The organism is Klebsiella sp. WOUb02, from assembly GCF_050058015.1.
Classification (GTDB): domain Bacteria; phylum Pseudomonadota; class Gammaproteobacteria; order Enterobacterales; family Enterobacteriaceae; genus Klebsiella.
In genome coordinates, this window is sequence record NZ_CP170110.1 from 422,752 (window position 1) to 443,081 (window position 20,330).

15 protein-coding genes, 1 tRNA gene and 2 pseudogenes are annotated in these 20,330 nt (G+C 58.2%); 14 read left to right on the forward strand and 4 right to left on the reverse strand.

All coding sequences use genetic code 11. From position 1 onward, the window contains the following. Positions 1 to 56: 56 nt before the first annotated feature. Positions 57 to 794: an SDR family oxidoreductase gene (locus ABOC21_RS08660; protein ID WP_159235672.1), complete on the reverse strand. Its 738-nt coding sequence runs from the start codon at positions 792 to 794 to the stop codon at positions 57 to 59. 141 nt (positions 795 to 935) lie between these two features. Between ABOC21_RS08660 and ABOC21_RS08665 the strand changes: the two genes are divergently transcribed. The 11 genes from ABOC21_RS08665 (at position 936) to ABOC21_RS08715 (ending at position 13,565) form a co-directional block, all read left to right on the forward strand. Further along, positions 936 to 1,847: a LysR substrate-binding domain-containing protein gene (locus ABOC21_RS08665; RefSeq protein ID WP_426814265.1), complete on the forward strand. Its 912-nt coding sequence runs from the start codon at positions 936 to 938 to the stop codon at positions 1,845 to 1,847. 251 nt (positions 1,848 to 2,098) lie between these two features. After that, positions 2,099 to 3,052 carry a helix-turn-helix transcriptional regulator gene (locus ABOC21_RS08670; RefSeq protein ID WP_426814266.1) on the forward strand — a complete coding sequence of 318 codons (954 nt, stop codon included), beginning with the start codon at positions 2,099 to 2,101 and terminating at the stop codon, positions 3,050 to 3,052. Positions 3,053 to 3,183: 131 nt separating this feature from the next. After that, positions 3,184 to 5,382 carry a TonB-dependent receptor gene (locus ABOC21_RS08675; protein ID WP_426814267.1) on the forward strand — a complete coding sequence of 733 codons (2,199 nt, stop codon included), beginning with the start codon at positions 3,184 to 3,186 and terminating at the stop codon, positions 5,380 to 5,382. A 59-nt stretch (positions 5,383 to 5,441) separates the two neighbouring features. Then, a complete protein-coding gene (locus ABOC21_RS08680; protein ID WP_426814268.1) occupies positions 5,442 to 6,557 on the forward strand; it encodes an ABC transporter substrate-binding protein in 1,116 nt (371 codons plus the stop codon). A gap of 4 nt (positions 6,558 to 6,561) precedes the next feature. Further along, a complete protein-coding gene (locus tag ABOC21_RS08685) occupies positions 6,562 to 6,930 on the forward strand; it encodes a hypothetical protein (RefSeq protein WP_426814269.1) in 369 nt (122 codons plus the stop codon). Next, entirely contained in the window at positions 6,927 to 7,874 is a 948-nt protein-coding gene (locus ABOC21_RS08690) for an ABC transporter permease (RefSeq protein ID WP_426814270.1), read from the forward strand. The genes ABOC21_RS08685 and ABOC21_RS08690 overlap by 4 nt, the downstream gene beginning before the upstream one ends. Then, on the forward strand, positions 7,871 to 8,623 hold the full coding sequence (locus ABOC21_RS08695; protein WP_426814271.1) for an ABC transporter permease: 753 nt from the start codon (positions 7,871 to 7,873) through the stop codon (positions 8,621 to 8,623). Before ABOC21_RS08690 ends, ABOC21_RS08695 begins: the two co-directional genes overlap by 4 nt. After that, the gene (locus ABOC21_RS08700; protein WP_426814272.1) at positions 8,623 to 10,098 is read left to right on the forward strand and encodes an ABC transporter ATP-binding protein; all 1,476 of its coding nucleotides are present in this window, start codon (positions 8,623 to 8,625) and stop codon (positions 10,096 to 10,098) included. The genes ABOC21_RS08695 and ABOC21_RS08700 overlap by 1 nt, the downstream gene beginning before the upstream one ends. Continuing rightward, positions 10,076 to 11,839 (forward strand): ABC transporter ATP-binding protein, encoded by a 1,764-nt coding sequence (locus tag ABOC21_RS08705; protein WP_426814273.1) that lies wholly within the window; start codon positions 10,076 to 10,078, stop codon positions 11,837 to 11,839. Before ABOC21_RS08700 ends, ABOC21_RS08705 begins: the two co-directional genes overlap by 23 nt. After that, the gene (locus tag ABOC21_RS08710) at positions 11,830 to 12,594 is read left to right on the forward strand and encodes an ABC transporter transmembrane domain-containing protein (protein ID WP_426814274.1); all 765 of its coding nucleotides are present in this window, start codon (positions 11,830 to 11,832) and stop codon (positions 12,592 to 12,594) included. Before ABOC21_RS08705 ends, ABOC21_RS08710 begins: the two co-directional genes overlap by 10 nt. Positions 12,595 to 12,599: 5 nt before the next feature. Next, positions 12,600 to 13,565 (forward strand): ABC transporter ATP-binding protein, encoded by a 966-nt coding sequence (locus ABOC21_RS08715; protein WP_426814275.1) that lies wholly within the window; start codon positions 12,600 to 12,602, stop codon positions 13,563 to 13,565. A gap of 60 nt (positions 13,566 to 13,625) precedes the next feature. Here the strand turns inward: ABOC21_RS08715 and ABOC21_RS08720 are convergent. The 3 genes and pseudogenes from ABOC21_RS08720 to ABOC21_RS08730 form a co-directional block, all read right to left on the reverse strand. Further along, positions 13,626 to 15,780, reverse strand: a pseudogene (locus ABOC21_RS08720) (FdhF/YdeP family oxidoreductase); the annotation flags it as partial. Between the two features lie 12 nt (positions 15,781 to 15,792). Beyond that, a complete protein-coding gene (locus ABOC21_RS08725) occupies positions 15,793 to 16,638 on the reverse strand; it encodes an IS5 family transposase (RefSeq protein ID WP_426812496.1) in 846 nt (281 codons plus the stop codon). A 251-nt stretch (positions 16,639 to 16,889) separates the two neighbouring features. Beyond that, a tRNA-Asn gene (locus ABOC21_RS08730) sits at positions 16,890 to 16,965 on the reverse strand. A gap of 330 nt (positions 16,966 to 17,295) precedes the next feature. Here ABOC21_RS08730 and nac point away from each other — a divergent pair. The 3 genes and pseudogenes from nac to ldtA all read left to right on the forward strand — a co-directional run bounded on the left by nac (position 17,296) and on the right by ldtA (position 20,327). Next, positions 17,296 to 18,214: pseudogene (gene nac / locus ABOC21_RS08735) on the forward strand (nitrogen assimilation transcriptional regulator NAC). A gap of 106 nt (positions 18,215 to 18,320) precedes the next feature. Beyond that, positions 18,321 to 19,271 carry an HTH-type transcriptional regulator Cbl gene (gene cbl / locus ABOC21_RS08740; RefSeq protein WP_426815446.1) on the forward strand — a complete coding sequence of 317 codons (951 nt, stop codon included), beginning with the start codon at positions 18,321 to 18,323 and terminating at the stop codon, positions 19,269 to 19,271. Positions 19,272 to 19,382: 111 nt separating this feature from the next. Further along, entirely contained in the window at positions 19,383 to 20,327 is a 945-nt protein-coding gene (gene ldtA, locus ABOC21_RS08745) for a L,D-transpeptidase (protein ID WP_426814276.1), read from the forward strand. Positions 20,328 to 20,330 lie beyond the last annotated feature (3 nt).

Sequence of the window (20,330 nt, forward strand, 5' to 3'; positions counted from 1 at the left end):
CTCCAGAATAGCGGGCGGCGATGCCGCCCGGGCAATGTTAAAAGCAAATATCGAAATTAAGCGAAGCCGCCGTTAACGCGGATCACCTGAGAGTTGATCCAGCTGCCGTCCGGGCCGGCCAGCGCGGCAACCGCGCCGGCGATCTCTTCCGGCGCGCCGATACGCTCCAGCGGCGCCAGTTTGGCGATGGCGCTGATTTGCTCCTCGCTTTTGCCATTGAAAAACAGATCGGTGCCGGTCGGTCCCGGAGCCACCGCGTTAACGGTGATGTTACGGCCGCGCAGTTCATTCGCCAGCACGTGCACCAGGCCTTCCACGCCCGCCTTGGAGGCGATGTACGGACCGTAGGCCGGGAAGGATTTGGCGATCACGCTGGTAGAGAGCGCAATAATGCGTCCCCCGTCACTCACCGCTTGTGCCGCGTTTGCCAGCACGAGGAAGGCGCCGCGCAGGTTGGTGTGAATGACCTTGTCAAAATCGGCCAGGCCATCCGGGGTGATTTTTGCCATCGGCATGATCCCGGCGCTGTGCACCACCACGTCCAACTGACCGGTCACGGCCTTAGCTGCGCTGAACAGGCGGCTTACGTCATCTTCGCTGGCGACATCGGCTTGTATGGCAACGGCGTTGCCCCCGTTGGCAATAATGCTTTGTACGGCCTCGTCGGCGGCGCTCGCGTTCCCGGCGTAGTTAACGATGACGGTAAAACCCTCCTGCGCCAGGCGCTCGGCGATGGCGCGACCGATACCGCGGGATGCGCCGGTAACAAGGGCTGTTTGATTGGTTTTGCTCATGGTGTTCTCCGGAGGCTGATTGTTTATCCGTGTTGGCACGGGTTGATAGAGATATTAATGTTTTCTTATGAGATATAAATGGGGATATTTTGATATGATAATTCCATTAACATTAATAATAGGTCGCGTGAGAGGTTTCAGATGGATAAGTTCGATACTTTGCTGCTCTTCACCCGCATCGTCGAGCTGGAAAGCTTCAGCCTCGCGGCGGACAGGCTGGGGATCCCCAGAGCCACCGCCAGCAATGCGATAAAAGTGCTGGAGAAAAAGCTGGAGTGCCGGCTGCTGGAGCGGACAACCCGCCACGTGCGAACCTCGCTGGACGGTAAGGCTTTCTACGAACGCTGCGTGCATATTCTTTCTGAACTCGATGACGCCGAGTCTTCTCTACGCCACTCCGTCGCGCGGCCGCGCGGTATTTTGCGCATTGACCTGCACGGCGCTCACGCGACGCGGATTGTTCTGCCGCGTATTGACGAGTTCCACGCCCGCTATCCGGATATCGAGCTGGTTATCAGCAGCGGCGATCGGCTGGTCGATCTGGTGCGCGAGGGGATTGATTGCGCCGTTCGTGCGGGGAAACTGCATGATTCATCGCTGATTGCGCGCTATCTGGTCACCATGCCGCAGGTTATCTGCGCCAGTCCGGAATATCTGCGCCGGCACGGCACGCCGCGTTCGCCCAACGATTTGCAGTCCCACCAGTGCGTGAATTTTTTCTCTACCAGCCGGGGAACGAACTATCCGCTGGAGCTTATCGTAAACGGTAAAGTGCAGGGCTATCAGCTCAAAGGCTGGATGACGGTAAACGATGCGGAAAACTACGTTATTTGCGCGCTGCGCGGCGCGGGGCTGGTACAGCTTCCCCGCTATCACGTCGCGGATGCGCTGGAAGACGGGCGGCTGGTGGAGGTGCTTGGCGCCTGGCAAAGCCCGGGGATGTCGCTTTCCGCGCTGTACCCGCAGCACCGCCAGCTCTCGCCGCGGGTCAGGGTATTTATCGACTGGCTGAGCGCCCTCTATAAAGCGCGTTTTCCCGAGGAGGGGGCGTAATTAGCCGTCCGCTATCTTGCCCCCGAGTTCCTGCGGTTAGCCCTCAACGGCGGTTCCAGTTACTCTCCATTTTTGATATGCGGCAGCCCATTCATTTTCGTATGGGCAGAGGGTCAGGAATGCATCATTAATTGATAATGATTATTATTTACATATTTATAAACCCCAGTATGATGATTCCCTGAGTTTCGTTTCGGGAACTAAGCACCTGGCGCCTTCGCCAGTCGGGTGCTTACAAAAGAGGGTTTTTTATGCAATCCACTCACCAGTTACATTCTCTGCAGCAGTTAACCGATATGGCGCAGCAATGGGGCTATGACTACGAGCTGGCAAATACCAACAGTTCGGTTCGTCAGTCTGGCGAGTTTGCAGGGACCATCAAAACGGTCACACTGCCCTATGGCGTCAATCTCTGTCTCAATGAGCTAACCGCCAACGGCGACGACCATCGCAGCGGCACGCTTCATCATTGTTTGACGATTTTACTGACCCTCGGCGGCGATGAACCCAATTATCACCTGGATGACGGCAGCCCGCTGCCGGCAGAAAGGGGCATGGCGAAGGTGATTGCCACCAAAGATCGTATGCGCCTGTGGTGCCGCAATCCGCGCGGACATCACTGCCGCAGCCTGGTGATTCAGGCGGCCCCCGATCGTATCAGCGATAAAGAGCTGGCGGATCAGGTCGAACGTATTTTGCAGCGTAACCATGTCTTCAGCCTAATCGTCCCGCAGTACACCATCGATCGGGCCAATGAGCTGTTTGGCTTTGGCGATAACGGCGTGATTGGTCGGCTACAGACCCATAGCTGCGTACTGGATCTGATGGCCCAGGCGCTGCGCGCTGCGAATCCGGATTTACCTCAGGTGGGGGCGATGGCGCCGCAACGCGATGTGGCGCGGATGCTGAAAGTGCGGGATAGGCTGGTCACCGAACTGGACTGCAACCATTGCCTGTGCGACCTGGCGCGCGATGTTGGCATCAGCGTCAGCGCGCTGAAAAGTAAGTTCCAGGCGGTCATGGGGCAGTCGGTTTTTGCCTTCCTGCGCGACCAGCGCCTGACCCGCGCCCGTCAGGGATTAGAATCGGAAGGGTGGACGGTAAAACAGGCGGCCTACTATGTGGGTTATCAGCACCCCAGTAACTTCTCGACGGCCTATCGGCGCAAATTTGGTATGCCCCCGCGCGACTCTCTCAGCCTCTGACTGGCTGAAAACATAACTCATTTGGCTTTGCTCATAGCTGAGTTAACTAGGGCGTCGTATGAGCCCCCCATATAATTGTGACGGATATAAAACGATTTTTTTGTTTCTGTTTCAGCACCATGGGGATGGTCATGCGCACCAGTTCACACCAGCTTTGCTTAAAACAAAATCTGACAATCACCATCAAACCGCTCTGCCTGCTGTGCGGTCTGGCGATTTCAGCTCCGGCGTTTACCGCGGAACAAACCACCGATAGCAAAAAAGAAGAAACCCTGGTGGTGACGGCCCGTAAGGTGAAAGAGGATCCGTTGAAAGTCCCGGTCAGCATGACGTTGTTCGATCGCCAGACGCTGGGCGATCGCCGTATTGATGATGTGGAGCACTTAATCCGTGACGTGCCAAACATCAGCTTCAGCTCGCTGGGGGATATGCGCTCAACGTATATGTCGATCCGTGGGGTCGGGCCGATGGCCCAGCCGCTCGGCTTTGATGATACGTCGGTCGTGACCTATATCGATGGCGTGCCGCAACCGGCCTTCGGTGCGGATCTGCGTTTCCTGGATGTTGAACGGATTGAAGTCCTGCGCGGCCCGCAGGGCACGGTGTTTGGACGCAACGCTCAGGCGGGGGCTATTAACATCACCACGCGCCAGCCTGGCGATACCTTTGAAGGCACATTGCGTGCGGAAGCGGGCCTGAACAGCGAATCCGAGAACGTGGGCCAACTGATGGTTTCCGGGCCACTGATTGAGGACCGCCTGGGCGGGCGCTTCTCCGCCGCCTATTCCAACCTGGGCGCCGATGTGGATAACAATGCGCCGGGCGGCAAGCTGGGCAAGGTGGAAACCGGGGTGTTTCGCGGTTCGCTGGTCTTCACTCCCGACGATCGTACCCGCTTCGTGCTGACCGGCAACTACGAGCGGGACAACAACACGCCGTCAAACTTCATTCTCAAAAATGGCCCGAATTTCCCCACTGTAGAGCTGGATCCTAAAGGCTGGGTCGATCGCGAGATTTCCGGTCTGTCATTAACCGCCAGCCGTCAACTTGATCGGATGCAGTTTACCTCCGTATCCGCGGTGAACCATTACGATTTTAAAAACCTGACCAATAACTCCGAGGCGCTGACCTATAGCAAAGTGTTCGGTATGCCGACGTCGGCGTTTATTCCAGCCACCGACTGGAGTACTTATGACGAAAGCCAGAATAGCCTGTATCAGGAGCTGCGCCTGAGTAGCCTCGATAACGCGGATATTGTCTGGGTCGGCGGCATCAACTATCTGCATGACAGCTACAAGCTGACCACCAAATATGATTCCGCGTTCTTTGCTTCCACCAACGGTACGCGTAACGGGGATTACACCACCGACAGCTATGCCGCTTTTGGCGAGGTGACGGTACCGCTGTTTGGCTCCGAGAAACTGAAAGGGACGTTAGGCGGTCGCTACACCCACGACCGTAAAAGCTATGAATCGCTGTATCGTTCCAACGGTTTCCCCGGGACGGTGGCCTCCTTCAACCAAAGTGGGGTGCTGAATTACGACATGGTGACAGGCCGCGCGGCGCTGAGTTATGACCTCACCGATGACTCGACGATCTATACCAGCGTCGCACGCGGCGCGAAAAGCGGCGGTTTCCCCAATTTTACCAACAACGCACCCAGCGGCTTGAAGGATGAGCCTTATAAGGATTCCTCCTCCTGGAGCTACGAGATCGGCAGCAAAAACCGTTTCCTGGACGGGCGTGCCGAACTGAACGCCTCGTTGTTCTATAACAGCGTAAAAGATGAAAACCTGTTCGCGCTGGATTCCGCGTCATTCACCTTCGTGCCGAAGCCGATGGATACCCGTAACTATGGCGTGGAGCTGGAAGGCTCGCTGCAGCTGGCAGAGCACTGGAAGGTCAGCGGCGGGGCGGGTTACACCCATACGGAATTACGCAATGTTTCGGATGATGTCGCGGCGTCATCTGGCGCACGCGATGGCAACCGGGTACCGGCGGTACCGAAATTCAACACCAACCTGACGCTGCAATACTACGATTCCGCCTCCTGGCTGGGGCTACCGGAAGCCAATATCTTCGCCCTGGCGCAGCATCAGTATGTCGGCAGTCGTGAAGCGGATGTCGGCAGCCACTTCAAGCTTGATGCCTACCAACTCTACAACGCCAAAGTGGGTCTGGAGTTCTCCTCCTTCGATGTCTATGTCTTTGGTCAAAACCTGACGGATGAACGTCCACAGTATATTGGTCTGTACTACGGCCCAGGCAGTGAGGCGGTCAGCGTTGGACATGGACGTGTGTTGGGCGTCGGCACGCAAATAAAATTCTGATTACCCACTGCGCCCGGCCAGGTACCCGGGCGCGTCATTCAGTTTTCCCGGATGCAAATATGATGAAATTACGCCTGCCAGGGTGGTTGTTCCTGGGTGTGACAATGGCTCTGCCCGCCGCGCAGGCTGCCGCTGAGCGTACTCTCCGGGTGGTGATGTTGGGCAGCCAGAGCGAAACGCTCGATTACGGGCGCGCGCAAACCTATTACCCCTGGGTGGTGACCGGCAATGTCTGCGATGTGCTGGTGGCGGATAAACAGGGCAGCCCCGACTATCAGTTGAGTCGCGCCATTACCCCCAATCAGGATGCCACGCGCTGGACCGTCTCACTGCGTTCCGGGGTGCGCTTTTCCGATGGATCGCCGCTGACCGCGGATGATGCTCTGGCAAGCCTGCGCTTTCTGGCCACCTCTCCCGGTTTTGCCGGATTCTTCAGCGATGTCGATATGCAGGCCAGCCATGTTGTTAATGCCGAAGCGCTGGAACTGGTTCTTACCCGGCCACGTGCCGATCTGGTCACCACCATTCTGACCGCCGCCAGCATGGTATGGAAACAGGGGCGGGGAGATGCGGCGATCCCGGTATGCAGCGGCTCCTATCAGGTCACCTCCTTCAATGCGCAGAACGGGGCGCTGCTCAGCCGCAACCCTTATGCATGGCATCCTGCGGCGTGGTTTGATCGCATTGAAATTCGCCCGCTGGCCGATGCCACGGCGCGGGTGAACGCCCTGCTGAGCGGTGCGGCAGACTATGCCTTTGATATTCCGGTCAGCAGCGCCCGCAGCGTAGACGGACGCCAGGGCTGGCAAATCATCCGCAGCGGCGTGACGAATGCCAGCGGCTATTACTTTGCCATGAATACCAGGGTAAAACCGTTTGATGACGTTGAGGTCCGGCAGGCGCTGAAAACGCTGGTGAACCGTCAGCAGTTGCTTGATGTGGTCCTCGGCGGCTATGGCTATCGCGGGAATGACGTTTTCGGCCAGGGGCTCAGTGGTTTTGACAACCAGACTCCCTCAGCGCCAGACCGATGCTGCCGAAGCGCAGGCGCTGCTGCGCAAAAAAGGGATCACGCAGCTGACTTTGCTGACCGCCGATCTGACCCCAGGGCTGAACGACGCGGCAGAACTATTACGCCAGCAGTTGGCCGACGTGGGCATTATCCTCAGGGTTGAGACGGTGGCTGCGGCTGATTATCTGGGGGATATTTCACGTCTCCATCAGGCGCAGATGTTATCGATGTATGCGTTAAATCGCCCCTTCCTGGCGGCGATCCCGATGCTGTTCGGTGATGACAACCCCTATAACTATGGCGGGTGGTATCCGGACGATTTTGCGGCAGGGGTTGAGCAGGCGCGTAAAACGCTCGATCCGCAGCGCCAACAGCAGCAGCTCGACCAGTTACAACAACAGTTGTGGCAACAGGGGCCGTATTTGCTCTGGGGGTATCGCGATCAGCTTTCGGCGGCGGTGACGGCTTTGCAGGGCGTTGAGCTCAACCAGGGGATCCCTCTGTTCCGCAGCGCCCGGATGGCGGCCGGCCAATGATGGCCAGATTTGTCCTCTGGCGTCTGCTCAGCACTCTGCTGCTGCTGTGGCTGGCGAGCATGTTGATCTTCTTCACCCTGGCGCTGGCGCCCGGAGATGCCGCCGTGCAGGCATTGGGCGAACGCGCCACCCCGCAGGCGTTGCAGACGCTACGGCATCAGTTCGGTCTCGATCGGCCCGTCGCCACAAGGTACTGGCAGTGGCTGAGCGGTATTCTGCGCGGCAATCCCGGCATCTCTTTGACCAGCCAACAACCGGTAGCCGATATTATCGCGCCCGCCGCACGGCGGAGCGGGCTGCTGGCGCTGCTGGCCGCCTGCGGGATGCTGCTGCTGGGAGGTACCGGCGGCGTACTGGCGGCGATGCATCGCGATCGCTGGCAGGACCGGCTGCTGTCATTCATCGCGATGAGTGGATTAAGCACCCCGGAATTTATTGTTGCCACGCTGATGATCCTGCTGTTGGCGGTTGGGACGGGGTGGTTCCCGGCGGTATCCCTGCTGCCGGCTTCCGGCAATATCAGCGACCAGTGGTCGATTCTGGTTCTCCCCGCGTTGACTCTGGCACTGATCGGCGGCTGTTATTTGCTGCGTATGATACGCGCCTCGTTGATAAGGCTGACTGCCGCACCCAACATTCTTAGCGCCCGCCTTAACGGCGTGCGCGGGCTGACGCTGGTGGCCCGCCATTTGCTGCCTCAGGCCGCGGGGCCGCTGGCCCAGTTATTTGCCGCCAGTTTACCCTACCTGATTGGCGGCGCCGTGGTGGTGGAACGCGTATTTGGCTTTCCCGGCCTCGGCGAGCTGCTGCTGACGGCGCTGAATACCCGTGATGCCATTTTGCTTCAGGGGGTGGCGATGCTGCTGGCGCTGATTACCGCCCTGTGTTGGTTCGCGGCGGATATCCTGGCGGTCTGGCTCGATCCCTGGCGGAGGCGCTCGTGAGAATCGTCGCTTTATTGATGATTGCCCTGATTATCTGTAGTCCGTGGCTGGCCCCCTATAACCCACAGCGTAGCCTCGGTCTGGCCTGGCAACTGCCGGATGAAACACTGTGGCTGGGCAGCGATGGCCTGGGGCGGGATGTCTTGAGCCGGCTGTTGAGCGGTGGTCGCAATATTCTGCTGTTCCCCCTGTTGTGCGCATTGTGCTCCTCATTTTTAGGCAGCCTGTGTGCGCTGCTGCTGGTTGCTTTGCCCGATCGCGGCAGAAGGCTGGTGGTGTTACTGGACCCGCTACTGTACATGCCCCCGCTGCTGGTACTGATTGGGGTGATCTATGCCTTTGGCAACGGGCAGGTCGCGCTGTTGATCGGGATTACGTTACTCAATATCCCTTTTACCCTGCGCTACGTACGTTCGCTGGCGGATCCCGTCCTCGATACCGGCTATGTCGAGGTCGCGCGTGCGGCAGGCGATGCGCTGCCGCTGCTGTTATGGCGCGAAGTTCTGCCGGTGATTATTCCCGGTATCCTGGCAGATGGGACAACCCGTTTAGTCGCGGCGATTTACCTGCTCGCCTCGGCCAGTTTTCTCGGTATCGCCACTCCCGGCGGGATCGACTGGGCGTCAATGGTGCGCGACGGGTTGCCCGGACTGATGCTCAATCCTTGGGCGGCGCTGTTACCTGCGCTTGGTATCGCGCTGGTGGCGGTGGCGATAAGTTGGCAGACTGACCGCTGGAGCAAGGGCTGATGCGTTGGGTGGTGCAGGTTTCCGGCCTGACGATCCGCAACCCGCAGGGTGATGCGGTGTTGCAGGACATTAACTTTGAGCTGGCCGCGGGTGGTTCGCTGGCGCTGATTGGCAGCAGCGGGGCAGGGAAAAGCACCCTTGGGCGCGCGCTGCTGGGTGACCTGATCTCCGGGCAGCGCCACGCCGGCGGGCAGATTATTTGCTGCGGGTGCGAGGTATTGCAGGCGACGTCTCGCCAGCTCCGGCAGCTCAGATTCAGGCATACCGCCTGGCTCGGCCAGGACCCGGCACAGGAGCTGACGCCAGGTATGTCGGTGCGGCGTCAGCTTAATGAATTTCATCATGGTGACGCCAACGCCATTAGCGAGGTACTGGCTTCACTCGGATTGCCGCAGGATAACGTTTTCCTGCAACGTTTCCCCCACCAGCTTTCCGGCGGGCAGCGTCGTCGGGTCGCCCTCGCTCGGGTGTTATTGAAGCGCCCGCAGCTACTTATTCTCGATGAGCCCTTCGCCGGATTAGATCGCCGACATCGCGAGCAGATGATAGCGGAACTGCGTCAGTTACAGCGGCAATATCGCTTTGCCCTGTTGCTGATCGGTCATCAACTCAACGCCGTGGCGGAGATAGCGCAGCGGATGCTGGTACTGCATAACGGGCAGCAGCTGGAATATGGCGACACCCGGCAGCTTTTTACCGCCCCCAAAAGTTCGCTGCTGCGCGCGTGGTTGTCTCCTGTTACGTTGTCACAACCGATAATCGCTGAGGAAACGCCGCTGTTGCGGGTTTCGCGCTGGCATCCTGGCCCTTCCCGACAGACTGCGTTGCCAGAGCTGAGTTTCGCGCTGCATCCGGGGCAGTGCCTTGCGGTCACCGGGCCATCGGGCATTGGTAAAAGTACCCTTGCGCGATCGCTGGCGGGTTTAAATCCACCCCATCAGGGCACTATCACCCTTGGCGATCGACCGCTGGCGAGCGATGTGCGCCGGCGCTCTCGCGAACAGCAGCGCGCCATCGCGCTGGTGCCTCAGGACCCGGCCCATTCTCTGCACCCGTTACGCAGCGTTGGACAACAGCTACAGCAGGCGCTCGATCGTTACCGGTTACCTCATTCGGGCAGCGTGGCCGCGCTGCTGCGTCAGGTCGGACTGCCCGGCGATTACGCCCGCCGCCTGCCGCGAGAGCTCTCCGGCGGCGAACAGCAGCGCGTTGCGCTGGCGCGGGCGCTGGCCGGTCAGCCCAGCGTGCTTATCTGCGATGAAGTGACCTCGGCGCTGGATGTGCTCAGCACCGGCACGATTCTACAACTGCTCAGTCAGCTACTGACGCAGGGCGTGGCAGTGCTTTTTATTACCCATGATTTACCGGCAGCCAGACAGATTTGCACCGCAGGTCTGCATCTTAGCAGCGATGATGCTGATTCAGGCGCGGTGTTTGACAAGGAGATTTGTGATGACTTCAACATGCGAGACTGAACCTCAGCAGGTCGGGCTATTACGACCGGTTCGCGGCTGGATTGCGCTGGCGGTGCTACTTCAGGTGGGTTCATCGGCGCTGGTGCTGGCCCCGCTGATTGGTCTGACCGAACTGGCGCGGGTGCTGATGAGCGCGCAGGCCGATCGCGCGGCCCTGGCCTGGCATATCGTGAAAATATCCGCTTTCTGCCTGGGCGGAGGATTGGCGTTGCGGGGGCTGGCCGATCTCACGACGCACCTCGCTGACAATGCGTTCTCCTTGTGGCTACGCCGCCAGTTAGCGCGTCGTATGGCTCACGCGCCGCTCGGCTGGTTCAGCGCCAACAGCAGCGGCAGAATTAAGCAGGGTATGCAGGATGACGTGACCGCCATTCATCATCTGGTGGCGCACTCCTATCTCAATCTGGCAAACGCCGCCGCCACTCTTCTGTGCGTCTACGGCTACCTGCTGTTCATCGATTGGCGGATGACGTTGATTACCTTGATTCCGCTACCGTTCTTTTTTCTGCTCTATCGCCAGATTATGCGTGCCAGTCAGGCCAAAATGGCGGAATACGGCCAGGAGCTGGAGCAGGTCAATCGCTCGGTGGTGGAGTTTGTCCAGGGCATTCCGGTGGTGAAAACCTTCGGCCAGCATGGCGTTGCTCATCAGGCATATCGCCGGGCGGTAGACAGCTTTCGCGATTTCTTTCTCGACTGGGTGCGTCCGCTGATCAAACCGGAAAGTCTCTCAGGGGTGATTATAGCGCCGATCACCTTATTGCTGTTGGTGCTGGTTGGCGGCGTCACCTTTATTCATTTCGGCTGGATGGATATCTGGCAACTCCTGCCGTTTGCGGTGCTGGGGCTGGGGATCTCGGTGCCAATCGGCACGTTAAGCAGCAGCGCACAGTCGCTGCAGATGGCGAAGGGGGCTTTTGCTCGCCTGGCCGGGTTACTGGCGATCCCGCAACAAAAGGAGCCGGAGCGGGTGATGCTCAATGCGGGCAACCAGGTGCGTTTTGATCGCGTCAGCTTCAGCTACGGGCCCGATCGCCAGATTCTGCATGACATATCGCTGAGGCTGGAACCCGGTACGGTAACGGCGCTGGTTGGCGCATCCGGGGCGGGCAAATCAACGCTGGCGAAGTTACTCCTGCGCTTTGCCGAACCCGACGCTGGGCGGATTATGCTGGGGGGTGTCGATCTGGCCAATATCGCGACCGACCATCTCTATCGCCAGATTGGCTGTGTCTTTCAGGAGGTACGACTGCTGCGACTCAGCATCAGAGACAACATTGCCCTGGGTCATCCGCAGGCAACCGATCGGCAAGTGATTGCCGCGGCGCAGGCAGCCAATATCCATCAACGCATTCTGCAATTGCCGCGCGGCTATCAGTCGGTCTATGGCGAAGATGCCCGCCTGTCGGGCGGGGAAGCGCAGCGCCTGAGTATTGCCAGAGCGCTACTCAAGGAGCCGCAGCTGCTGGTGCTGGATGAAGCCACGGCACAGGCTGATGCCGAATCAGAAGCTGCCATTCAGGACACGCTCTCCCGGCTCATTTCTCAACAGGGTAACCGCTCGCTGCTGGTGGTGGCTCACCGCCTCGCGACGGTGGTTAACGCCGATAATATCGTGGTGCTGGCGCAGGGACGTATTGCGGAACAGGGAACGCATAGCCAGCTGCTGGCTAACAAGGGGGAATACGCGCGTCTGTGGCAGGCGCAGTTCTCACCATCAAAGGAGGAGGTATGCTGCTGACCCGTCTCTCGTCGCTGCTGGGCAAAGATAACGCCAGGGTTCTGCGACGTTACCTGATTCTGATGGTGCTTTTCTGCCTGGTGCAGGGGATCGCTTTTGCGATGGTCGTGCCAATCGTCCAGGCGCTATTGCAGGATGATATCACCCGGGCGACATGGTGGTTATTGCCTCTGACGCTGGGTACGTTGCTCGCCTGGTATCTTAACTACGTTGCCTCGTTGGGCGGCTTCAAGGTGGCCATCGCGCTACTGAATACCTTGCGTCACCGTATTGGCGACCATGTGGTGACACTGCCGCTGGGCTGGTTCACTCCCGCCAATACCAGCCAGCTTGGCGTGTTGCTCAGTCAGGGGGTGATGGAGATCCTCGGACTGCCCGCCCATCAATTAAGTCCGTTAATGCGCGCTACCTTGACGCCGCTGGTGGTGGTGGCGATGACCTTTTTCTTCGACTGGCGTATCGCGCTGATCGCGCTGGTGATTTTTCCACTGGTGGCGCTGGTTTACTGGTGGGCGGGCAGGCTGGGGCGCGCCGCGGACGAAGCCGTTCACCGTGCCACGGCGGAAGCCAGCGAACGTATGCTTGAGTTTGCGCAGAACCAAATGGTGTTGCGTACTCACGGCTGCGGCGAACAGGGACATGCCAATTTTGATGCGGCCTTAGTGGCGCAAAATCGGGCCAGTAAACGCCAGGCTGTGGCTGGTGCTGCCGCCGTTACTGGCGAATTCCTGGCTGGCGCAGGCTCAGTTTCCTGACGTTGATGGCCAGCGTCACTTGGCTGGGGCTGGCCGATAGCGATCCGCAGCAGCTGGTCACGCTACTGGCGCTGCTGGTGCTGATTAATCGGGTGATTGATCCTCTTACCGAAGTGGCCGCCTATGGATCCGGGATCCGCATGGCCTCTGCCCAAATGAATGCGGTGGAACGGGTACTGGCCGAGCAACCGTTGCCGCAGGCCGACGCTCCGCAGCCATACGGCGGCGAGGCCAGCATTGAGCTGCATAACGTGACCTTTGGCTATCAACCCGAGCGGCCGATCCTGAAAAATGTGTCGGTTACGCTGCCCGCCAATACCACCACGGCGCTGGTGGGCCTCTCTGGCGCCGGTAAAACCACCCTTATGCGTTTGATCGCGCGCTTCTTTGATCCCGACAGCGGCAGCATTACGCTAGGAGGCACCGATCTGCGCCAGTTAAGCAGTCGCGAGCACATGTCACTGATCGCGCCAGTCTTTCAGGACAATTATCTGTTCAGCGGCACCCTGCGGGAAAACGTATTGATTGGCAATCCGCACGCCGCTGCGCAGGAAATTGCGCAGGTGGTCAGGCTGGCGCGGCTGGACGAACTGCTGCAACGCCTGCCGGATGGCTGGCAAAGTCAGGTTGGCGAGGGCGGCGGCCTGCTTTCGGGCGGTGAACGCCAGCGCGTCGCCATCGCGCGCGCATTGTTGAAAAACGCGCCGATACTGCTGCTGGATGAGGCCACCGGCGCTCTTGATGCAGAGAATCAGTCCGCGATCGCCGCCGGATTACACTCTCTGCACCATCGTTGTACGCTGCTGGTTATTGCCCATCAGCTCTCGACCATCCAAAACGCCGACCAGATTCTGGTGCTGGATCGGCAGCAGATTATCGAACAGGGCAACCATCAGCAATTACTGGCCGCAGGCGGTCGCTATGCCGATTTCTGGCAGGCGCGTAACCGTGCTGAAGGCTGGCGTCTGTAGTAAACCGGGGAGCTAACGATGTCCGAAGCGATTATCAGCAGTATTGGCCGCTGTCTATGTTCAATGCCGCAGCGGGCGTATATCTTTCGAACGTAAAGTCAGCCTGCACCGGCACCGACTTATAGGACGGGGTGCCGCTGTCTTTATCCACGTAATCCAGGGGGACCAAAACGTTGGCTTCGGGGTAATACGCGCCAACCGATCCTTGCGCAATGCTATACGCCACCACGGTAATATCGCGGAGGCAAAGCGCGCTGCCGGGCAGCGCGGTTTTGATATCGACGCGGTCACCATGCTCCAGTCCGAGGCTCGCCATATCGATTTCGTTCATAAAAAGAATATCGCGGCGGCCAAAAACGCCACGATATCTGTCGTCCATCGCATAAATCGTGGTGTTGTATTGATCGTGGCTGCGCAACGTAATGAGCCGCAGAATATGCTCGCCTTCCCCTGCCAGGTTTTCATTTACTCCATGAAAAATGGAGAACATCGCTTTGCCGGTTGGGGTTGGCCATATCCGTTCCGTCGGCGGAAGGGGCATGCGGAATCCGCCGGGTACGCGGATCCGCGCGTTGTAGTTATCGAACCCTGGGATCGTTTGTTCAATGCATTCGCGGATGCGATCGTAATCGGCAATCAGTTCTGACCAGGCGACCCGGGTGTCCGGCAAGGCGGCCTGCGCCATACCGGCAATAATCGCCGGCTCCGAGCGTAGCAGGGGCGATGCCGGTTTCAGCTTCCCGGAAGACGCGTGGACCATCGACATGGAATCTTCCACGGTGATGGACTGTTTGCCGCTGCGCTGGATGTCCAGTTCGGTACGGCCCAGGCAGGGGAGAATAAAGGTTTCTTCGGCGACCAGCAGATGCGTCCGGTTTAGTTTGGTGCCAATGTGGACGCCCAGCGCCAGGTTCTGCATTGCCGGAAAGCTCTGCTCGTGGTCCGGCATGGCGACGACAAAGTTCCCCCCAAGGCAAATGAGCGCTTTCGCCTGCCCGTCGATGATGGCCTGCGTGGCCTGGACCGCGTCATGCCCGTGTTTGAGCGGGGGAGTAAAGCCAAAAACCTGTTCAAGCCGGTTGAGAAACGCGATCGGGGGTTTTTCGGTGATCCCGACCGTCCGGTTCCCCTGAACGTTGGAATGGCCGCGAAGCGGGCAAATACCGGCGCCCGGCTTACCGATGTTGCCCCTCATTAGCAACAGATCGGCGATCAGGCGGACGTTTGCGGTTCCTCTGTTGTGCTGAGTGATGCCCATCCCATAGGTAATAATCGTGGCTTTGGATTGCGCATACGCTTCCGCCACGCTTGCCAGTTGCTGGCAAGTTAAACCTGACTCCTCTTCAATCGCCGCCCAGGGCGTGGCGGCGATATCGGCGGCAAAATCAGCAAAACCGCTGGTATGGGCGGCAATAAACTCCCGGTCGAGAACGTTGCCTTGCTGATTTTCAAGCTGCAGCAGATGCTTAGCTACCCCTTTTAGCGCGGCAGCATCGCCGCCGGCTTTCACCTGAAAATAGGTCGAGGCGATGTCGGTTGAACTGTAGGTGGCCATCTCGATAACGCTTTGCGGATCGGCAAAACGCTCAAGGGCGCGCTCGCGCAGCGGGTTAAGCACAATAATCGGCACGCCGCGCCGGGCAAGTTCATGGAGCGTGCCCATCATTCTTGGATGGTTGGTTCCCGGGTTGTGACCAATAGAGATGACCAGCTCCGTTTTGTCAAAATCATCCAGCGAAACGGTGCCTTTACCGATACCAATAGAACGTGGCAATCCCACGCTGGTGGCTTCATGGCACATATTGGAGCAGTCGGGAAAATTGTTGGTGCCGTATTCGCGGGCAAAGAGCTGAAACAGGTAAGCGGCCTCATTGGATGCGCGACCCGAAGTATAAAACTCCACCTGTTCCGCCGGCAGCCCGCGTAAAATTTCGCCGATTCGGGCAAAGGCCTGTTCCCACTCTACGGGCTGGAAAGTATCGCTCTCCCGGTGATACAGCAGCGGGTGCGTCAGGCGACCGTATCCTTCCAGCTCGAAATCAGTTTGCTCCAGCAGCGAGGTGACGCTGTTGTGGCGAAGAAATTCGGGCGTTACGCGTTTATGGGTGGCTTCCCACGTCACCGCCTTGGCGCCGTTTTCGCAAAACTGAAAGGTTGATTTATGTTCTTTGTCCGGCCATGCGCAGCCGGGGCAGTCAAAACCATCCGGCTGGTTAGGCTGTGTCCCTTAATTACATAACCTCTTGTAAAACAATCGGATGCAACCCAGTTTCACCATCGCCAGATAATTCCTCGCCGTTTTGTCGTAACGTGTGGCAATGCGGCGGTATTCTTTCAGGCGACCAAAGCACCTCTCAACAACATTGCGATTGCGGTAGGCTTCACGATCGAGTGGTGAACGACCATCTGTGGCCATTTTTTCATTGGATTTACGCGGGATGACAACTTTTATCCCTCTTCTTTTCAGTTCGTTACGTAACGCATGTCCGGAGTAGGCTTTATCAGCCAGTACTGCATGACCACGGCGCTTGATACTTCCGTTCTGGCGCTGAACACCGATACCGTCCAGAAGACGTTGTGCAAACTGGCTTTCGTGAGCCTGACCGGGACTCAGTACGATGTTTAACGGCAGACCACTTCCGTCTGTCGCCAGATGAATTTTGGTGCCAAAACCACCGCGAGAGCGACCCAGCCCATTATCTCCGGTGATATCGGGTTGTTTTTTTGCGCACCGGCAGCACATTTCAGCGCCCGGATATTGCTGCCATCCAGTGCAGTGGCCGACCAGTCCACGAGGCCATGTGCATCCAGAGTCTGAAAGTAACTTGTTGAAAATAATGTTAATCACACCCGATTTTGACCATCGGTTAAAGCGGTTATAAACGGTCTTCCATGGGCCGTACCGTTCAGGTAAATCACGCCATGGTGCACCTGAACACAGCACCCAGAACATGCCGTTGATGATCATACGATGCTCCGCCCACGGACGCCCGGCCTGTGGAGAGGCAGACGCTGCTGGCAGAAAGGGTTGGATGATAGTCCATGCTTCATCGGGAATGTCGTAGCGAGCCATAGTTTAATATGTTGTGGAAACAGACAGTTACTATAGCTCAGGTGATTACGGGACACAGCCTAGTTGACCACTTCAAACCAACTTGACCCCAGATTTGACCACCAAATTCTTCCAATGCAGAGGGAAAACTGAAAATGCATCGGGAAGACTTTTCACACTAACCTGTTGAATCAGAATCACATAAGGATTTACAGAGCGTCATGAAAAACAAAAAGCCCGCTTAAGTTTCCTTAAGCGGGCTTCTCTAAATATGGCTCCTCTGACTGGACTCGAACCAGTGACATACGGATTAACAGTCCGCCGTTCTACCGACTGAACTACAGAGGAATCGTGTGAACGGGGCGCATATTAACGGCGCCGCTCCACCTTGTCAAAGGCTGAATCATCGGAATGAGTTTGACTGCTGACAATTTCAGCAGTCGGAGAACGTTCGCGCAGTTTTGTGCCGCTGCGCACCGCGATGGTGCAAATGTACCCCTAATGGGGCATATCGTAATCCGCTTACCGGGCAAAAAAATTCCCTGCAACAATCGGAATCGCTTATTACGCCGCGTTCTGCGGCTTTTACGCCGGCGATAATAAAAGTGGCAAGTAAATTGCAAAACCTCCGTATCTCAATTGCCAGCGTGGGTACTGGCGTTCCTTACCGGAGGCAAAATGAACTTAAGACGACTGAAATATTTTGTGAAAATCGTCGATATCGGCAGCCTGACTCAGGCAGCCGAAGTCCTGCATATCGCGCAGCCCGCGCTGAGCCAGCAGGTTGCGACCCTGGAAGGCGAACTGGACCAGCAGCTGCTGATTCGTACTAAACGAGGCGTGACGCCGACGGAAGCGGGGAAAATCCTCTATACCCATGCCCGGACCATTCTGCGCCAGTGCGAGCAGGCGCAGGCTGGCGGTCAATAACGTGGGTCATATTCTTAGCGGCCAGGTCTCTATCGGCCTCGCGCCGGGAACGGCGGCATCCGCCATTACGATGCCGCTTCTGCAGACGGTACGTAACGAGCTTCCCGAAGTGATGGTCTACCTGCAGGAGAGCAGCGGGACGATCCTTAACGATAAGCTGCTCAGCGGTCAGCTGGATATGGCGGTGCTGTACGAGCGCTCGCCGGTTGCCGGTATCGTCAGCCAGCCGCTGCTGAAAGAGGATCTGTACCTGGTCGGAACCCGGGATTGTCCGGGGCAAAGCGTCGATCTGACGGCGGTTGCCGAGATGAATCTGTTCCTGCCCCGCGATTATAGCGCGGTGCGAGCGAGGGTGACCGAGGCCTTCACCCTGCGGCGGCTGTCGGCAAAAATCATCGGCGAGATCGAGTCTATTACCACCTTAACCGCGGCGATAGCCAGCGGAATGGGGGCCACCGTGCTGCCGGAATCCGCCGCTCGCTCGCTGTGCAGCGCCGCCAACGGCTGGATGGCGCGCATCAGCACGCCGTCAATGAGCCTGTCGCTATCGTTGAATATGTCCGCCAAGGGAAGCCTGTCGCCGCAGGCGCAGGCGGTGAAGGAGATCTTACTGTCGCTGGTGAGCCGCCCTTCGCTGGAGAACCGTGAACTGCTGTTGGTGAGTTAACGTATATTCCCGAATGGAATAAGTTGCTGGTTTTTATTATTTGTTAGCAGGGACAACAGACTTTAACAATAGAGCATATGTTATGTCTGATAGCCCGGAGGCAAGGGTGAATTTCCAGCAGCTAAAAATAATTCGTGAAGCGGCCCGTCAGGACTACAACCTGACGGAAGTCGCCAATATGCTCTACACATCGCAATCGGGCGTCAGCCGCCATATTCGTGAACTCGAAGAAGAGCTGGGGATTGAAATCTTTATCCGACGCGGCAAACGTCTGCTGGGGATGACGGAACCGGGTAAAGCGCTGCTCTCGATTGCTGAACGCATTCTTAATGAAGCCAGCAACGTCCGCCGTCTTGCGGATCTGTTTACCAACGACGCCTCGGGCGTCTTGACCATCGCCACGACGCATACCCAGGCACGCTATAGCCTGCCGCCGGTAATTAAAGCGTTTCGCGAGCTTTTTGCCGACGTTCGCCTGGAGCTGGTGCAGGGGACGCCGCAGGAGATCGAAGCGCTGCTGCACAACGGAGGGGCCGATATCGGCATCGCCAGCGAGCGGCTGAGCAACGATCCGACGCTGGTGGCTTTCCCCTGGTTCCGCTGGCACCACAGCCTGCTGGTACCAAAAGATCATCCGCTGGTGCAGGTGACGCCGCTCACTCTGGAAGCTATTTCCCGCTGGCCGCTGATTACCTATCGTCAGGGCATCACCGGGCGCTCGCGTATCGATGAGGCCTTCAATCGCAAAGGGCTGATGCCGGATATCGTGCTTAGCGCCCAGGATTCCGACGTCATTAAAACCTACGTTGAACTTGGCCTCGGGGTTGGGCTGGTTGCCGAACAGTCGGGCGATGCCAGAGAGTCCGACACCTTCACGCGTCTTGAAACCCGACACCTGTTCGATGCCAATACCGTCAGGCTAGGCCTAAAGCGCGGACAGCTGCAGCGTAACTACGTCTGGCGCTTTATCGAGCTGTGCAACGCCGGGCTGTCGCTGGATGAGATTAAACGCCAGGCGATGGAGCCGGAAGAGGCGGCGATTGATTACCAGATCTAGCGGAATACCGGCAGTGGACAAGGGAAGGGGCTCCGCCGCCGTGCGTTGGTATATAACATTTCGATAATAAAGCTATAATTCATTCACGATTGTCGCGACTGAGGAAGGGAAATGGTGCGGCGTGTGAAACTGCTTTGCTCTCTGTTATTTATCCTGTCAAGCCAGAGCGTTCTGGCCGTTAGCTACCCGTTGCCGCCGGAAGGAAGCCGCCTTGTGGGTAGCCCGCAAACCATCACCGTCCCGGACGGTAATACGCTTCCGCTGGAGGCGTTTGCCGCGCAGTACGGGCAGGGACTGAGCAATATGCTCGAAGCCAATCCGGGGGTTGATGTCTATTTACCGAAGTCGGGTTCGACGCTGACCGTACCGCAGCAGCTTATTCTGCCCGATACGGTACGTGAGGGGATTGTGGTTAACGTCGCGGAAATGCGCCTTTACTACTACCCGCCGGAGGGGACGACGGTTGAGGTTCTGCCGATCGGCATCGGCGAGGCGGGCCGCGAAACGCCGCGCAACTGGGTGACCGCGGTGCAACGCAAGCAGGAAGCGCCGACCTGGACGCCGACGGCGAACACCCGCCGCGAATATGCCAAAAGAGGCGAAAGCCTGCCCGCATTCGTGCCTGCCGGCCCGGAAAACCCGATGGGGCTGTATGCCATCTATATCGGCAGGCTGTACGCCATTCATGGTACTAATGCCAACTTCGGTATCGGGCTGCGCGTAAGCCAGGGATGCATCCGTCTGCGTAACGATGATATCAAGTATCTCTTCGATAACGTTCCGGTGGGGACGCGGGTGCAGATTATCGATCGGCCGGTGAAATATACCCTCGAGCCGGACGGCAGCCGCTGGCTTGAAGTTCACGAGCCGCTCTCGCGCAACCGCGCGGAATACGAATCGGACAGAAAAGTGCCGCTGCCTGTGACCGCGGGGATCCAGGCGTTTGTTCAGGGAGAGGGCGTTGAGGCGAACCGGGCCAGCGAGGCCATGCTGCGCCGTTCCGGCATGCCGGTAAATATCGGCTATTCCGCGATTCAGTCCACGTTCGGCGGCTAGCGT

What these genes read in the sequence shown, in the direction of transcription:
- ABOC21_RS08660 (WP_159235672.1), bottom strand. Translation starts at nt 794, where the DNA reads ATGAGCAAAACCAATCAAACAGCCCTTGTTACCGGCGCATCCCGCGGT.
- ABOC21_RS08665 (WP_426814265.1), top strand. Translation starts at nt 936, where the DNA reads ATGGATAAGTTCGATACTTTGCTGCTCTTCACCCGCATCGTCGAGCTG.
- ABOC21_RS08670 (WP_426814266.1), top strand. Translation starts at nt 2,099, where the DNA reads ATGCAATCCACTCACCAGTTACATTCTCTGCAGCAGTTAACCGATATG.
- ABOC21_RS08675 (WP_426814267.1), top strand. Translation starts at nt 3,184, where the DNA reads ATGCGCACCAGTTCACACCAGCTTTGCTTAAAACAAAATCTGACAATC.
- ABOC21_RS08680 (WP_426814268.1), top strand. Translation starts at nt 5,442, where the DNA reads ATGATGAAATTACGCCTGCCAGGGTGGTTGTTCCTGGGTGTGACAATG.
- ABOC21_RS08690 (WP_426814270.1), top strand. Translation starts at nt 6,927, where the DNA reads ATGATGGCCAGATTTGTCCTCTGGCGTCTGCTCAGCACTCTGCTGCTG.
- ABOC21_RS08700 (WP_426814272.1), top strand. Translation starts at nt 8,623, where the DNA reads ATGCGTTGGGTGGTGCAGGTTTCCGGCCTGACGATCCGCAACCCGCAG.
- ABOC21_RS08705 (WP_426814273.1), top strand. Translation starts at nt 10,076, where the DNA reads ATGACTTCAACATGCGAGACTGAACCTCAGCAGGTCGGGCTATTACGA.
- ABOC21_RS08710 (WP_426814274.1), top strand. Translation starts at nt 11,830, where the DNA reads ATGCTGCTGACCCGTCTCTCGTCGCTGCTGGGCAAAGATAACGCCAGG.
- ABOC21_RS08715 (WP_426814275.1), top strand. Translation starts at nt 12,600, where the DNA reads ATGGCCAGCGTCACTTGGCTGGGGCTGGCCGATAGCGATCCGCAGCAG.
- ABOC21_RS08725 (WP_426812496.1), bottom strand. Translation starts at nt 16,638, where the DNA reads ATGGCTCGCTACGACATTCCCGATGAAGCATGGACTATCATCCAACCC.
- ldtA (WP_426814276.1), top strand. Translation starts at nt 19,383, where the DNA reads ATGGTGCGGCGTGTGAAACTGCTTTGCTCTCTGTTATTTATCCTGTCA.